This window comes from Sphingomonas sp. ASV193, assembly GCF_040203355.1.
Classification (GTDB): domain Bacteria; phylum Pseudomonadota; class Alphaproteobacteria; order Sphingomonadales; family Sphingomonadaceae; genus Sphingomicrobium.
Genome location: NZ_JBEHBW010000001.1, coordinates 329335 through 343280 on the forward strand (window position 1 = coordinate 329335; position 13946 = coordinate 343280).

14 protein-coding genes are annotated in these 13946 nt (G+C 67.0%); 7 read left to right on the top strand and 7 right to left on the bottom strand.

All coding sequences use genetic code 11. The annotated features are described in order from the left end of the window. Positions 1 to 52: 52 nt before the first annotated feature. Complete coding sequence (gene ettA / locus ABDK56_RS01800) at positions 53 to 1732, top strand: energy-dependent translational throttle protein EttA (RefSeq protein WP_349806353.1); 1680 nt, start codon at positions 53 to 55, stop codon at positions 1730 to 1732. Between the two features lie 6 nt (positions 1733 to 1738). Here ettA and ABDK56_RS01805 read toward each other — a convergent pair whose 3' ends face one another. The 4 genes from ABDK56_RS01805 to ABDK56_RS01820 all read right to left on the bottom strand — a co-directional run bounded on the left by ABDK56_RS01805 (position 1739) and on the right by ABDK56_RS01820 (position 4965). Further along, positions 1739 to 2206, bottom strand: coding sequence for a DoxX family protein (locus ABDK56_RS01805; protein WP_349806354.1), 468 nt, complete (start codon positions 2204 to 2206; stop codon positions 1739 to 1741). 74 nt (positions 2207 to 2280) lie between these two features. Next, positions 2281 to 2811, bottom strand: coding sequence for a pyridoxamine 5'-phosphate oxidase family protein (locus tag ABDK56_RS01810; RefSeq protein ID WP_349806355.1), 531 nt, complete (start codon positions 2809 to 2811; stop codon positions 2281 to 2283). Next, entirely contained in the window at positions 2774 to 4228 is a 1455-nt protein-coding gene (locus ABDK56_RS01815; RefSeq protein WP_349806356.1) for a chloride channel protein, read from the bottom strand. The genes ABDK56_RS01810 and ABDK56_RS01815 overlap by 38 nt, the downstream gene beginning before the upstream one ends. Positions 4229 to 4233: 5 nt before the next feature. After that, positions 4234 to 4965, bottom strand: coding sequence for an NYN domain-containing protein (locus tag ABDK56_RS01820; RefSeq protein WP_349806357.1), 732 nt, complete (start codon positions 4963 to 4965; stop codon positions 4234 to 4236). 108 nt (positions 4966 to 5073) lie between these two features. Here ABDK56_RS01820 and ABDK56_RS01825 point away from each other — a divergent pair, with 108 nt between their 5' ends. Further along, complete coding sequence (locus tag ABDK56_RS01825) at positions 5074 to 5430, top strand: YMGG-like glycine zipper-containing protein (RefSeq protein ID WP_349806358.1); 357 nt, start codon at positions 5074 to 5076, stop codon at positions 5428 to 5430. A 64-nt stretch (positions 5431 to 5494) separates the two neighbouring features. On the opposite strand, the gene ABDK56_RS01830 is transcribed toward ABDK56_RS01825, so the two are convergent. Next, the gene (locus ABDK56_RS01830; RefSeq protein ID WP_349806359.1) at positions 5495 to 6127 is read right to left on the bottom strand and encodes a carbonic anhydrase; all 633 of its coding nucleotides are present in this window, start codon (positions 6125 to 6127) and stop codon (positions 5495 to 5497) included. Between the two features lie 83 nt (positions 6128 to 6210). On the opposite strand from ABDK56_RS01830, the gene lipA reads away from it, so the two are divergent. Continuing rightward, entirely contained in the window at positions 6211 to 7128 is a 918-nt protein-coding gene (gene lipA, locus ABDK56_RS01835; RefSeq protein ID WP_349806360.1) for a lipoyl synthase, read from the top strand. A 3-nt stretch (positions 7129 to 7131) separates the two neighbouring features. Beyond that, a complete protein-coding gene (locus tag ABDK56_RS01840) occupies positions 7132 to 7593 on the top strand; it encodes a type II toxin-antitoxin system RatA family toxin (protein ID WP_349806361.1) in 462 nt (153 codons plus the stop codon). Here ABDK56_RS01840 and ABDK56_RS01845 read toward each other — a convergent pair. Next, positions 7554 to 8054: a CinA family protein gene (locus ABDK56_RS01845; RefSeq protein WP_502959246.1), complete on the bottom strand. Its 501-nt coding sequence runs from the start codon at positions 8052 to 8054 to the stop codon at positions 7554 to 7556. The genes ABDK56_RS01840 and ABDK56_RS01845 overlap by 40 nt on opposite strands. Beyond that, complete coding sequence (locus tag ABDK56_RS01850; protein WP_349806362.1) at positions 8054 to 9193, bottom strand: bifunctional 2-C-methyl-D-erythritol 4-phosphate cytidylyltransferase/2-C-methyl-D-erythritol 2,4-cyclodiphosphate synthase; 1140 nt, start codon at positions 9191 to 9193, stop codon at positions 8054 to 8056. The genes ABDK56_RS01845 and ABDK56_RS01850 overlap by 1 nt, the downstream gene beginning before the upstream one ends. 50 nt (positions 9194 to 9243) lie before the next feature. Here ABDK56_RS01850 and dusB point away from each other — a divergent pair, with 50 nt between their 5' ends. Genes dusB through ntrX form a run of 3 tightly spaced genes read left to right on the top strand, consistent with a single transcriptional unit; the run spans position 9244 to position 13946 of the window. After that, positions 9244 to 10242: a tRNA dihydrouridine synthase DusB gene (dusB, locus tag ABDK56_RS01855; RefSeq protein WP_349806363.1), complete on the top strand. Its 999-nt coding sequence runs from the start codon at positions 9244 to 9246 to the stop codon at positions 10240 to 10242. A 60-nt stretch (positions 10243 to 10302) separates the two neighbouring features. Continuing rightward, the gene (locus tag ABDK56_RS01860) at positions 10303 to 12564 is read left to right on the top strand and encodes a sensor histidine kinase (RefSeq protein ID WP_349806364.1); all 2262 of its coding nucleotides are present in this window, start codon (positions 10303 to 10305) and stop codon (positions 12562 to 12564) included. Continuing rightward, the gene (gene ntrX / locus ABDK56_RS01865; protein ID WP_349806365.1) at positions 12564 to 13946 is read left to right on the top strand and encodes a nitrogen assimilation response regulator NtrX; all 1383 of its coding nucleotides are present in this window, start codon (positions 12564 to 12566) and stop codon (positions 13944 to 13946) included. Before ABDK56_RS01860 ends, ntrX begins: the two co-directional genes overlap by 1 nt.

Sequence of the window (13946 nt, forward strand, 5' to 3'; positions counted from 1 at the left end):
GCGCCTATCTGCGCGGGCAAATCCCACCCGTCTCGATAAGGAAAGCGACCCGATGGCCGCCCAATACGCCTTCGTCATGAAGGACATGACCAAGACCTTTCCCGGTGCGCAGAAGCCGGTGCTCAGCAACATCAACCTGCAATTCTACCAGGGCGCGAAGATCGGCATCGTCGGGCCGAACGGCGCGGGCAAGTCGACGCTGATGAAGATCATGGCCGGGATCGACACCGACTTCACCGGCGAGGCGTGGCCCGGCGAGAACATCACCGTCGGTTACCTTGCGCAGGAGCCCGAGCTCGACCCGACCAAGAACGTACTCGAGAACGTCAAGGACGGCGCGCGCGAGGTGGCCGACATGGTCGACCGCTTCAACGCCATCTCGGCCGAGATGGGCGATCCCAAGGACGACACCGATTTCGACGCGCTGATGGAGGAGATGGGCGTCCTCCAGGAGAAGATCGACGCGGTCGACGGCTGGACGCTCGACAACCAATTGGAGATCGCGATGGAGGCGCTGCGCTGCCCGCCGTCGGACGCCTCGGTCGAGAATCTTTCGGGCGGCGAAAAGCGTCGCGTCGCGCTGACCCGGCTGCTGATCCAGAAGCCGAGTATCCTGCTGCTCGACGAGCCGACCAACCACCTCGACGCCGAGAGCGTCGAATGGCTCGAGCATCACCTCAAGGAATATGCCGGCGCGGTGCTGATGATCACCCACGACCGCTACTTCCTCGACAATGTCGTCGGCTGGATCCTCGAGCTCGATCGCGGGAAATATTTCCCCTACGAAGGCAATTATTCGACCTATCTCGAGAAGAAGGCGAAGCGGATGGAGCAGGAGGACCGCGAGGAAAGCGGTCGCCAGAAGGCGCTCACCCGCGAGCTCGAGTGGATCCGCCAGACCCCGGCCGCGCGCCAGACCAAGTCGAAGGCGCGTATCCGCAAGTTCGAACAGCTTCAGGAAGCGCAAAACGACCGCAAGCCGGGCAAGGCGCAGATCGTCATCCAGGTCCCCGAACGCTTGGGCGGCAAGGTGATCGAGGTCGAGGGACTGTCGAAGGCCTATGGCGAAAAGCTGCTGTTCGAGGATTTGAGCTTTACCCTTCCGCCGGGCGGGATTGTCGGGGTGATCGGACCCAACGGCGCGGGCAAGTCGACGTTGTTCAAGCTGCTGACCGGCAAGGAGCAGCCCGACAGCGGCAAGGTCGAGATCGGCGAGACCGTCCGCCTCGGCTACGTCGACCAGAGCCGCGACCAGCTCGACCCCAAGCATAACGTCTGGGAGGAAATCTCGGGCGGTCACGATTACATGACCGTCAACAAGAACGAGATGTCGACTCGCGCCTATGTCGGGGCGTTCAACTTCAAGGGTTCGGACCAGCAGAAGAACGTAGGAAAGCTGTCGGGCGGCGAACGCAATCGCGTCCACATGGCCAAGATGCTGAAGGAGGGCGGCAACGTCCTGCTGCTCGACGAGCCGACCAACGACCTCGACGTCGAAACCCTGGGCGCGCTCGAGGAAGCGATCGAGAACTTCGCGGGCTGCGCGGTGGTGATCAGCCACGACCGCTTCTTCCTTGACCGGCTGGCGACCCACATCCTCGCGTTCGAGGGCGACAGCCATGTCGAATGGTTCGAGGGCAATTTCGAGGCCTATGAAGAAGACAAGCGCCGCCGCCTCGGCGACGCCGCCGACCGCCCGACCCGGGTCAGCTACAAGAAGCTGGCGCGTTAAGCCGCGTCAGTCGGCGCGGACGTGGCCGCTTTCGTAATAGCCGTTGGGGCCCGACAGGTCCCGGCGGCGCCCCATCGCGCAATCGACGCTCCATTCGCCCGGCCCCTCGAATGCGATGTAGAGGAAGACGAAGCAGAACAGGACCGCCGATTCGCCGCCGTTGAGGATCGGGAAAGGCCCTTTGGCGGCGTGGATCAGCCAATAGCCGATCGCCATTTCACCAGAAAGTAGCAGCGCGACCGGGCGCGAGAAGAGCCCGACGAGGAGCAAGAGGCCGCCGACGAGCTCCATGGCGCCCGCGACCCAGAATAGGCTCCAGATGGGCGGGTCGCTCGCGGCGGAAAGGGGGAAGGCGAACATCTTGCTCGTGCCATGCTCGAGGAAGAGCAGGGCGGTGACGATACGAAGCAGGCTAAGCACCTGGCTGGCGTAGCGGTCGCTCCAGCCGCCAGCATCGGTAATCGGGTTTTCCATCGCGCGCCTCCACAAGCCGGGTGGACGAGTCGGAACCGCGCGATGGTAACAAAATTCAGCGGATGAAGCGATCCTTAGAGCTGGACCTCGGCGACATGCTCGCGCTGCTGGTCCTTGCCCGGGTCCTTGTCGAACAGCCACTTGAGCGCGGCGGCCTTGAGCGTCGCACCGGTCGCCGCTTCCCAGATCTGCGCTTCGCGCGCGTCGAAGCGGATAAGGATCAGTTCGGGATCGGTCTTGCCGTCCTTGTACCAACTGGCGACGAACGGGTTCCACAGCTTCTCGACGAGCGCCGGGTCGGTCGCGTCGGCGAGCGTCCCATGGATCGACGCGAACAGCCCGTGGCCCTTGCTGACGAAGGTTGCGACCGCCTTGGCGCCTTCGTCGAGGTCGGCGCCGATCCCCTCACTGCGCGAGGCGAAGAAGTAAATTGTCCCGCCGTCTTCCTTCGACGCGCCCTCGGGAACGTCGACCTGCGCTGTCATCGGGCGGGTGCGGTCGTCCTCGACCCCTTCGAGCCCGAGCATGACCGTGCGGTCGTCGTGGAGCTCTTTCCAGAACTGCTGCTTAAGCCGGGTCTCCGGGGTCTCGTCCTTGCCGAACATCGTACATCTCCGTTGGTGAATGATCGGCATTTCCAACGGGCAGGGCGGGGGCGGGTTCCGGGCCGGGCTGCTCGCCGGGGCGGTCGGACTTGCGCAAGAACGCACGGGCAAGGCCGTGATAGAGTCGGGTCGGACAGACCCAGGCGCTGCACGCATCGGCGATTAGCGCGGCGGCGAACATCGACAGAATCGCGCCGTGATTGCCTGTCGCCTCGGACAGGATGATCACCGCGGTGAACGGCGCGCGGACTACGCCGGTGAAATAGGCGGTCATCCCGAGCAGGACGACGGCAGCCATGCTGGCCGACGGGAACAGCATCGCGACGAGCTGGCCGAGCCCGGCGCCGACCGACAGCGACGGCGCGAAGATCCCGCCCGGCGCGCCGCTGAAGGTGGTCGCCAGCGCGGCAAGCAGCTTGCCCGGCCCGAACAGCGGCGACACCGTCTCGCCCGCCAGCAGCGCGCGAGTGCCGTGATAACCGGTGCCGAAGCTTAGCCCGTCAGTGAGGTAACCGAGCGCGGCGACAAACAGCCCGCACGACAGCGCTGTGACCAGCGGCCGCGCCTTGAGCAATTGCGCCCACCGCGCCTTGCCCGCCGAATGGGCGAGCAGCAGCCGTGCGAACAGCCCCCCGGCAATCCCGCCGACGATCCCCACCACCGGGGCAATCGTGATGGTCTGGAGCAGGCCCAAAGTCTCGCTCGTCCGCCCGAAATAGACGTAGTCGCCGGCGAGCCCGAGGCTGACCATGCCCGCAATCATCACCGCGCCCATGATCATGATCGTGACCTTCTGCGCGTAGGACGACGCCAGCTCCTCGATCGCGAAGGCGATCCCGGCGAGCGGAGTGTTGAATGCCGCGGCGATGCCGGCGGCGCCCCCGGCGATCAGGATGCTCGATGACAGGCGCACCCGGAAGCGCTCGTGGACGCTCGCCATGATCGCCGCCGAGACCTGCACCGTCGGTCCCTCGCGCCCCGCGGCGCCGCCGCCGAGGAGGACGAGCAGGGTCAGGCCGATCTTGGCGAGGCCGACTCGCAGCGAGACGAGCGACTTGCGGATCCCGCCACGGCTGCTGTCGATGGTGGCGATGACCTGCGGGATCCCCGAGCCCTGCGCAGCGGGAAAGAAACGGCGCGTGACCCACACCACCGCGACGAACATCGCCGGGGTGACGAGGAAAGGGAGCCATTCGCTGCTTCGCACGACGTTGCGGAACAGGGACTGGGCGCCGTCGGCGAGCTTGGCGAACAGCAACCCGACCAGACCGAGCAAAATCGCGCCGACCAGGATCGCGGCGCGCTCGCGAATTGCCTCAAGCGGCAGGCGCCGGTGGATCGGCGCGAGCCGTTCGCGCAGCGGAGACAGGCGATGCGTGAGGTCGGCCCAGCGCCGCAGCAGTTCGTCGCTGACCATCTCGGCTACCGCAGCCGCTTGACCAGCAGCCGGCCGTCGGGCCCGGTCCGCGTGTCGAAATTGGGGACTGCCTTGATCAGGTCGCTGAGCCGGTTGAAGCCGTAGTTGCGGACCGCGAAGCTGGACACCGCCTTGGCGCGCTGGCCGAGCTCGGACAGCGGGGTATAGCCATCGTCGTCGCGTTTCGAGGCCTTGTAGGCCGAGCCGAGCACCTGAAGCAGTTCCTTGTCGATCGCTCGCTGGCCGGCCCCGATGGCCGGCTGATCGAGCGCCTCGGCCTCGTCGGCCGCGAGGGCGGCGACGTCGAAAAAGCGGGTGCAGCTTTGCTGGAAGCTGAGCGGCGTCTTGGCGGTCCCGAAGCCATAGACCGGGAGCCCGTCTTCACGAATCCGCTGGGCGAGGGGGAGGAAGTCGCTGTCGCTAGACATGATCCCGAACCCGTCGACGTGGCCACGATAGAGCAGGTCCATCGCCTCGATCGTCATCTTCATGTCGGTCGCGCTCTTGCCCTTGACCACGTCGAACTGCTGGACCGGGACGATCGAATGCTGGCCGGTGAGCTGGCCCCAGCCCTTAAGCGCGGCCTTGGACCAATTTCCGTACGCGCGGCGGATGTTGATCGTGCCGAGTTCGCTAAGCACCAACAGCACCTCGTCGAGATGGTCGGGGCTCGCGTTGTCGGCGTCGATCAGCAACGCGATGTTAAGCTCGCCGGCGTGGGCGTTTTGGTCCGTCATCCGCAAAAAACTCCGTTTCACCGCCCGACTCAACCGGAGGCGGAACGAATCGTCGGCTCGGTCTTTGTGTTAGCCGATGGGGCGGGGTCGAGTATCGGAGGAATGGTGATGAAGAAACTTCTTTTGACGGCGGCCGTGGCGACCGGCGTGGGCCTGTCGGGCTGCGCGAGCGATCCGTACGGCTACAACAACGGCTATTACGGCAACGGCTATGGTTACAACCAGCCGAACGGGACGACCCAGAACGTCGTCGGCGGCGCGGCGCTCGGCGCGGCGGCCGGTGCGGTCGCCGGTGCGGTGATCCCGGGCGTCAGTGTCGGCCAGGGCGCCGTCGCGGGCGCGATCCTCGGCGGCGTTGCCGGCGCGGTCATCAAGAACCGCCAATATTACCGCGATACGCGCGGCTACTGCTATTATGTCGATCAGTACGGCAACCCGATCTACGACTACAACACCCGCTGCTAGTCGTCCGGTCAGAACAATATAAGGGCGCGGTTTCCGGATGGAGACCGCGCCCTTTTTTCACGGGTCAGGCGGGGCTGAATTCGCCCCTCGCTTCGTCCAGGACGTAAAGTTTCCCCTCGCCGATTGAAAAGTGACAGCCGACGAGTACCAGCTCGCCACGCGCCTCGCGTTCGGCGACGAACGGAAAGGTGCGCAGGTTGGCGAGACTCTGGCGGATCCCCGCTTCTTCGAGCGTCCGCGCGGCGTCGAGCCCGACGCCGTCCTTCGCGGCGACATCGGCGGCGAGCTGGTCGACCTGCGCCATCCAGCGCGCGACGAAACCGCCTTCGCCCGGCTTGGCGTCGGCGAACACGCCGGTCAGCGCGGCCTGGATGCCCCCGCAGCGCTCGTGTCCCATCACCATCACCTCGGGAACGCGAAGCTGGGTGACGGCGAATTCGAGCGCTGCCGACACGCCGTGGACCCCGCCGTCGTCGGCGTATGGCGGCACGAGGTTGGCGACGTTGCGAACGACGAAGATTTCGCCCGGGTCGGTGTCGAAGATCGTCGCCGGGTCGACCCGGCTGTCCGAACAGGCGACGATCATCGCCCGCGGCGACTGACCTTCGGCGAGTTCCGCCCAATGGCGTTCATCGCCCGACACGCGCTTGTCGCGGAAGCGGCGGTATCCCGCCAGCAGGTCGCCGAAGCCTTGCATCCCTCTCTCCTCGATCGTTCGGCACGGGAAGGAGCGAGCGCGGGGGGTGGCAAGCATGGCCACCAGTCGCTATCTGCCCGGGCATGAACGCCCCCCTACCGATCCCTCCGAAACAGCGCAAACCCGACTGGATCCGCGTCAAGGCGCCGACGAGCCAGGGCTATGCCGATACGCGAAAGCTGATGCGCGAGCTCAATCTCGCGACGGTCTGCGAGGAGGCGGCGTGCCCCAACATCGGCGAGTGCTGGACGAAGAAGCACGCCACGGTGATGATCCTGGGCGACACCTGTACCCGCGCCTGTGCCTTCTGCAACGTCAAGACGGGGATGCCGCGCGCGGTCGACGCGATGGAGCCGCAGCACACCGCCGACGCCGCCGCCGCGCTCGGGCTCACGCACATCGTGGTGACCTCGGTCGACCGCGACGACCTGCCCGACGGCGGGGCGAGCCAGTTCGTCAAGGTGATCGAGGCGCTTCGCCGGACCACCCCGTCGACGACGATCGAAATCCTGACCCCCGACTTCCGCAACAAGCATGAGGCGGCGGTCGAGGCGATCGTCGCGGCCAGGCCCGACGTCTACAACCACAACCTAGAAACGGTGCCGAGGCTCTACCCGACGATCCGTCCCGGCGCGCGCTACTACGCCTCGCTGCGGCTGCTCGAGCAGGTCAAGAAGCTCGACCCGTCGATCTTCACCAAGTCGGGGGTGATGGTCGGGCTCGGCGAACAGCGGCTCGAGGTCCACCAGGTGATGGACGACATGCGCTCGGCGGGGATCGATTTCCTGACGATGGGCCAATATCTCCAGCCGACCCCGCGGCACGCGAAGATCGAGGAGTTCGTCACTCCGCAAGCGTTCAACGCCTATGCCTCGATCGCGCGGGCCAAGGGCTTCCTGCTCGTCGCCGCCTCGCCGCTGACGCGGTCGAGCTATCACGCGGGCGACGATTTCGAGAAGATGCGCGCCGCGCGCGCGAAGCAGCTGGCGCGGGCGGGCTGAGCCGTGCCTCGCCACAGCGAGACGAAGCACCTGCCTTACACCCCCGAACAGCTGTTCGAGCTGGTCGCCGATGTCGCCAACTACGACAAGTTCCTGCCGTGGGTCAGCGCGGTGCGCGTGCGGTCGAATAGCGAAACCGAGATGGTCGCTGACCTGATCGTCGGTTTCGGGGCGTTCAAGGAGCGCTTCACCAGCAAGGTCACCAAGCAGCGACCGAGCACGATCACCGTCGATTATGTCGAAGGGCCGCTCAAATATCTCAAGAATGAGTGGCGGTTCGAGCCGGGCGCGGAGGGGGGCACCGACCTGTTCTTCTCGGTCGATTTCGCATTCAAGAGCCGGCTGTTCGAAACGCTCGCCGGGCAGATGTTCGACCGGGCGCTGCGCAAGATGACCGGCGCGTTCGAACAGCGCGCCGCGGCGCTTTACGGCACCAGCAGCTCGAGCGCGCAAAGCGCCGCCTGAAGCCGGATCCCCGAGCGGCCCTCGCCCGCGTCGAACAGCCGGCTGTCCGCCGTGATGTCGTTCGGCCCGTCACCCGCCAGCGCGCGGGCGAACACGACCGTTCCGACCGGCTTTTCCGCCGAGCCGCCGCCCGGACCCGCGATCCCGGTAATCGACACGGCGACGTCGGCCGCCGACGCCGCCAGCGCGCCTCTTGCCATCGCCCAGGCGGTCGCGACGCTGACCGCGCCGAAGGTCGAGAGAACGTCCTCGGAAACGCCGAGCCGCGACGTCTTCATCGCGTTCGAATAAGTGACGAAGCCCGCGAGGAAGACGTCGGAAGCGCCGGCGATTTCGGTCAACGCCGCGCTGACCAGCCCCCCCGTGCAGCTTTCGGCGACGACGATTGTCCGCACCGCCGCGCGGTTGGCCTCGATCACCTCGCGCGCCTTGTCGACGAGGAGGGCGGGCAACAGGTCCATCAGCCGGGCAACCGGACGGTGGCGATCGCCTGCGCCGCGATTCCTTCGCCGCGGCCGGTGAAGCCGAGCCGCTCGGTGGTCGTCGCCTTGATGCTGACGGCGGGGAGGGGGATGACGAGGATTTCGGCCACCCGGGCGCGCATCGCCTCGCGGTGTGGGCCGACCTTCGGCGCTTCGCAAATGACGGTGCAGTCGACATGGTCGATCAGCCCGCCCCGCCCGCGCACCAGCGCGGCGGCGTGGGCGAGGAAGCGGTCGCTCGAGGCGCCCTTCCATTGCGGGTCCGACGGCGGGAAATGCTGGCCGATGTCGCCTTCGCCCGCCGCGCCGAGCAGTGCGTCGGTGATCGCGTGGAGCACGACGTCGGCATCGCTGTGCCCGGCGAGGCCGCGTTCGTGGGCGATCTCGATCCCGCCCATCATGATCGGACCGTCGCCTTCGAACGCGTGGACATCGAATCCCATGCCGGTGCGGACGACGAGACGTCCCGCGGCGAGCGCTTCGGCGCGGGCGAAATCGTCGGCGGTGGTGATCTTTTCGAGCATGGCGTCTCCCTCGACCGTCGCGACCTTCAGCCCTGCCGCGACCATCACGCTGCTTTCGTCGGTCGCCGACGCCTTGCCCGACTGCCCAAGCGCGTAGCGCAGGTCCTCGACATGGAACGCCTGCGGGGTCTGGACCCGCAGCAGCCCGTCGCGCGCGACCATTGCGTCAAGCTTGCCGCGGCCGGTGGCCAGCGTGTCGGCGACCGCGAGCACCGGCACCGCGCCGTCGGCGTCCTTGAGCGCGGCGATCAGCCGGTCGATCACTGCGGGCGGGCAAAAGGGGCGGGCGGCGTCGTGGACCAGGACGATGCCGTCTTCGCCGATCGCCGCGAGCCCGGCACGGACGCTGTCGGCGCGCGTCGCCCCGCCGGTCACGATCGATCCGACGTCGCGGCCCGCCAGCGCCGCCTCGGCGAGGGCGCGTTGGTCGGGACCGACGACGACGTGGACCGCATCGATCGCCGGATGTGACGTCATGGCGTCGACCGCGCGCGCCAGCAGCGCCGTGCCTCCGATCGGGCGAAATTGCTTGGGCGTGTCGCCGCCCATCCGCGACCCGCTTCCGGCGGCGACGATGAGGGCGGTAATGGTCATGGCGCGCGCCTTGCCCGCGAAAGGCGGCTCCTGTAAAGGCGCGCGCTTCCATGACGATACTGAAGCCCATCTCGGTTGGCCCGCTGAACCTCGACGCGCCTGTCATCCTGGCGCCGATGACCGGCGTCACCGACCTGCCGTTCCGCAAGATCGTCAAGCGCTACGGCGCGGGGCTGACGGTCAGCGAGATGATCGCCAGCCAGGCGATGATCCGCGAGACCCGCCAGTCGCTGCAGAAGGCGGCGTGGGACCCGAGCGAAGAGCCTGTCTCGCTCCAGCTCGCCGGCTGCACTCCGCTCGAAATGGCCGAAGCGGCGAAGCTCAACGAGCAGCGCGGCGCGGCGATCATCGACATCAACATGGGCTGCCCGGTGCGCAAGGTCGTCAACGGCGACGCGGGCTCGGCGCTGATGCGCGACCTCCCGCTCGCCGCCAGCCTGATCGACGCGACGGTCAAGGCGGTGAAGGTGCCGGTGACGGTCAAGATGCGCATGGGCTGGTGCCACGACAGCCTCAACGCACCCGAGCTCGCGCGGATCGCCGAGGATCTCGGCGCGAAGTTGATCACTGTCCACGGCCGTACCCGCAACCAGATGTACAAGGGCGAGGCCGACTGGGCGTTCGTCCGCCGGGTCAAGGAGGCGGTTTCGCTCCCGGTCATCGTCAACGGCGACATCTGCAGCCGCGAGGATGCGCGCACCGCGCTCGACCAGTCGGGCGCGGACGGCGTGATGATCGGGCGTGGGGCGTACGGCAAGCCGTGGCTGCTGGGGCAGGTGATGGCCGACCTCGGCGGGACCGGCGGGCGGGCCGATCCCTCGCTCGACGAGCAGCTCGCGGTGATCCTCGAGCAGTATGACGAGATGCTCTCGCTCTATGGCGAGCGCACCGGGGTCAATCTCGCGCGCAAGCATATCGGCTGGTATACCAAGGGGCTGCCCGGGTCGGCCGAGTTCCGCAACCGGGTCAATTTCGTCGACGATTCCGCGACAGTGAAGACGATGCTGCGCGAATTTTACGCGCCCTGGCTCGTCCGCGACGCGGCCTGACGCATCGACCCGCACACACTGTGTTTTTTATGCAACGCGACCGTGCTAGGGGCGGTGCGAATGGATGCTCGCACAACCGATTCTGACCTCGCGACCAGCCCCCGGCTCGGGTTGAGCGACTGGATCGAGCGCGCGAGCGCCGACGAGAAGAGCTTCCGCGCGGTCACCTGGGGCTGCGCGATCCTCCTCGGCGCGATCGTCGCGTTCAGCGTGATCGTTCTGCGCCGAGATGCAGCCCCTGGAACGCTGCTGTCGCCGGTGATGATCGCGGCGCTGCTGATCGCAAACCTCGTCCCCGCAATCGTCCTGATGGTCCTGCTGTCGCGCCGGATCGCGCTGGGTCGGGCGGAGCGCGGCAATCTGGGGACGGGGCGGCTTCACACCCGGCTCGTCGCGCTGTTTTCGGTGATCGCGGCAGTCCCGACCGTGCTCGTCGCGATCTTTTCGTCGCTGTTGTTCCAGGCGGGATTGCAATTCTGGTTCTCCGACCGCGCACGCACGATGCTCGAGAACACTGTCGTGCTCGCACGCAGCGCCTACGACCGCGAGGTCGAGCGCGTGTCGAACGAGACCGTCACGATGAGCGGCGACCTCTCCAAGGCGCTGAAAATCTGGACGATCGACGATCCCAAGTTCGTCGAGGTGTTCGGCCGCCAAGTCCTTTACCGCAACCTCAGCGAGGCCGCGATCGTGACGGTCGACGGCACCGGGCAGATTCGGACCCTCGCGATCGTCAATCCTTACGATCGCCCGCTCGATCGGTCGATCACCCCAGACAAAGTCGCGGCAATCGCCGATGCCAAGAGCGTGCCGATCACCTCGAGCGACCGAGTCGGCGCCCTGACCCGGCTCGATTTCGGGCCGAATACCTATCTTTACGCCAGTCGCCGGCTCGACCCCGAGTTCCAGCAGCAGATTCAGCGCGGCAACGCGGTGCTCGCCGACTATCAGGGACTCATCAAGCGGTCGCAATCGAACCAGCTGAAATTCAACCTCTGGCTCCTGATCGGCTCGATTCTGATCGTCGGGGTGGCGATCTTCATCGCGCTCCAGCTCGCCGACCGCCTGCTTCGACCGGTCGGCGAACTGGTCAACGCCGCGGGGCGCATCGAAGAAGGCGACCTTACCGCTCGTGTTAGCGTGTCGCCGCCGGCCGACGAGATCGCGATGCTCGGCACCGCATTCAACCGGATGACCGGGCGGCTGCAGGAACAGACCGGCGCGCTGATCGCCGCCAATGCCCAGCTCGAGACCCGGCGGGCGTTCATGGAGGCCGTCCTGTCCTCGGTCACCGCCGGGGTGATCGCGCTCGACACCGCCGGCAACGTGCTGCTCGTCAACCGTTCGGCCGAATTGCTGCTCAATCGCGAAACCGAGGAGCTGGAGGGCAGGGGGCTCGCCGACATTTCGCCCGAATTCAGCGAATTCTGGGCGGGCGACGCGCGCGAGGCGACCGTCGCGGTGGCGGCCGAGGGCGGGCAGCGGACGCTGGCGGTCAAGCGGATGCGCTACGCCGACGGCGGGGTGATGACCTTCGACGACATCACCGACCAGCTGACCGACCAGCGTCGCGCCGCCTGGTCCGACATCGCGCGGCGGATCGCGCACGAGATCAAGAATCCGCTGACCCCGATCCAGCTCGCCGCCGAGCGGCTGCAGCGGCGCTACGGGAGCGAAATCCAGGCCGACCCCGAGACGTTCGCGCGGCTGACCGAGACGATCGTCCGCCAGGTCGGCGACCTGCGCCGGATGGTCGACGAATTCTCCAACTTCGCGCGGATGCCGAAGCCGGTCTTCCGCGAGGAAAATCTCCATGAGATCGCCCGCGCCGCGCTGTTCCTCCACGAGGTCGCGCATCCGGGCATCTCCTTCTCGATCGAGCCCGCGCAGGGGCCGATCATGATGGTCGGCGACCGCCGCCAGCTCAGCCAGGCGCTGACCAACGTGGTCAAGAACGCGGTCGAGGCGATCGAGGCGCGGCGCAACCGCGGCGACCATTCGCTCGACGGCGACCGGGTCGACGTCCAGATTCGCCAGGCCGACGGGCAGATCGTGATCGACGTGCTCGACACCGGGGTCGGTCTGCCCGAGGATCGCGAGCGGCTGACCGAGCCCTATATGACGACGCGGGTACGTGGGACCGGGCTCGGGCTCGCGATCGTCAAGAAGATCGTCGAGGAGCATCTGGGCGAGATCGCCTTCCTCGACCGCCGCCACGGCGGCACCCATGTGCGGATCGCGTTCGATGCCGACGGGCTTGCCCGGCTCGGCGAGAACGGCCCGGCAGATGGCGACAGGTTCGACGACGAGGAGCAGGACTGATGGCGTTGGAAGTGCTGGTGGTCGACGACGAGGCCGACATCCGCGAGCTGGTCTCGGGCGTGCTCGAGGACGAGGGCTATGCGGTGCGGACCGCCGCCGACAGCACCACCGCGCTCGACGCGATCGAGGACCGGCGGCCGAGCCTCGTCCTGCTCGACGTCTGGCTTCAGGGGTCGCGGCTCGACGGGCTGCAGATGCTCGAACAGGTCAAGCAGCGCGATCCGACGCTGCCGGTGATCATGATCTCGGGCCACGGCAACCTCGACACCGCGGTCGCCGCGATCCGCGAAGGGGCGATGGATTTCATCGAAAAGCCGTTCAAGGCCGACAAGCTGCTGCACCTGGTGGCGCGTGCCACCGAGACTGACCGACTGCGGCGCGAGAATGCCGAGCTCAAGCAGCAGATCGGCGGCGACGACATGCTTTCGGGCAATTCGGTCGCGATCAACACCGTTCGCGCCACCCTAAAGCGGGTCGCGCCGACCGGGAGCCGGGTGCTGATTACCGGGCCGGCGGGCGTCGGCAAGGAAATCGCCGCGCGGATGATCCATAACTGGAGCCCGCGCGCGGGGGCGCCGTTCATCGTCCTTGCCGCCGCGATGATGGAGCCCGACCGCGTCGAAGAAGCGCTGTTCGGCTCGGAGGAGGGGGGCCAGACCCGTTCGGGCCTGCTCGAGCAGGCGCATGGCGGCACATTGTTCCTCGACGAGATCGCCGACATGCCGCTGACGACGCAGGGGAAGATCCTCCGGGTATTGACCGACCAGAGCTATTCGCGGGTCGGCGGGCAGCGGCCGATCAAGGTCGACGTTCGTGTGCTGTCGTCGACCTCGCGCAACCTTCAGGAGGAAATCGCCGCCGGGCGCTTCCGCGAGGATTTATTCTATCGAATCAACGTCGTGCCGGTTCGAATTCCCGCGCTTCGCGAACGCCGAGAGGACATTCCGGAACTCGTCAACCAGTTCCTCGCGCGCTACGCCGCCGACCGCCGGATGCCGACCCCGTCGCTATCGAAGGACGCGATGGCCGCGCTCCAGGCGCACGACTGGCCGGGCAATGTCCGCCAGCTTCGCAACATCATCGAGCGCACGCTGATCCTCGCGCCCGGCGACCGTGTCGAGTGCATCGAGACCGACCTGCTGCCGGGAGAGGTGCTCGACAATCCAGGGACGGTCGGGGTGTCGAGCACGTCGATGTCGATAATGGGATCGCCGCTGCGCGAGGCGCGCGAGAGCTTCGAGCGCGAATATCTGCAGATCCAGATCCGCCGCTTCTCGGGCAACATTTCGCGGACCGCCTCGTTCATCGGCATGGAGCGCTCGGCGCTTCACCGCAAGCTCAAGGCGCTCGGGCTCGGCGACAAGAAAGACGATGAGGAATAG

Coding starts and splice junctions, on each gene's coding strand:
- ettA (WP_349806353.1), top strand. CDS start 53: ATGGCCGCCCAATACGCCTTCGTCATGAAGGACATGACCAAGACCTTT.
- ABDK56_RS01805 (WP_349806354.1), bottom strand. CDS start 2,206: ATGGAAAACCCGATTACCGATGCTGGCGGCTGGAGCGACCGCTACGCC.
- ABDK56_RS01810 (WP_349806355.1), bottom strand. CDS start 2,811: ATGTTCGGCAAGGACGAGACCCCGGAGACCCGGCTTAAGCAGCAGTTC.
- ABDK56_RS01815 (WP_349806356.1), bottom strand. CDS start 4,228: ATGGTCAGCGACGAACTGCTGCGGCGCTGGGCCGACCTCACGCATCGC.
- ABDK56_RS01820 (WP_349806357.1), bottom strand. CDS start 4,965: ATGACGGACCAAAACGCCCACGCCGGCGAGCTTAACATCGCGTTGCTG.
- ABDK56_RS01825 (WP_349806358.1), top strand. CDS start 5,074: ATGAAGAAACTTCTTTTGACGGCGGCCGTGGCGACCGGCGTGGGCCTG.
- ABDK56_RS01830 (WP_349806359.1), bottom strand. CDS start 6,127: ATGCAAGGCTTCGGCGACCTGCTGGCGGGATACCGCCGCTTCCGCGAC.
- lipA (WP_349806360.1), top strand. CDS start 6,211: ATGAACGCCCCCCTACCGATCCCTCCGAAACAGCGCAAACCCGACTGG.
- ABDK56_RS01845 (WP_502959246.1), bottom strand. CDS start 8,054: ATGGACCTGTTGCCCGCCCTCCTCGTCGACAAGGCGCGCGAGGTGATC.
- ABDK56_RS01850 (WP_349806362.1), bottom strand. CDS start 9,193: ATGACCATTACCGCCCTCATCGTCGCCGCCGGAAGCGGGTCGCGGATG.
- dusB (WP_349806363.1), top strand. CDS start 9,244: ATGACGATACTGAAGCCCATCTCGGTTGGCCCGCTGAACCTCGACGCG.
- ABDK56_RS01860 (WP_349806364.1), top strand. CDS start 10,303: ATGGATGCTCGCACAACCGATTCTGACCTCGCGACCAGCCCCCGGCTC.
- ntrX (WP_349806365.1), top strand. CDS start 12,564: ATGGCGTTGGAAGTGCTGGTGGTCGACGACGAGGCCGACATCCGCGAG.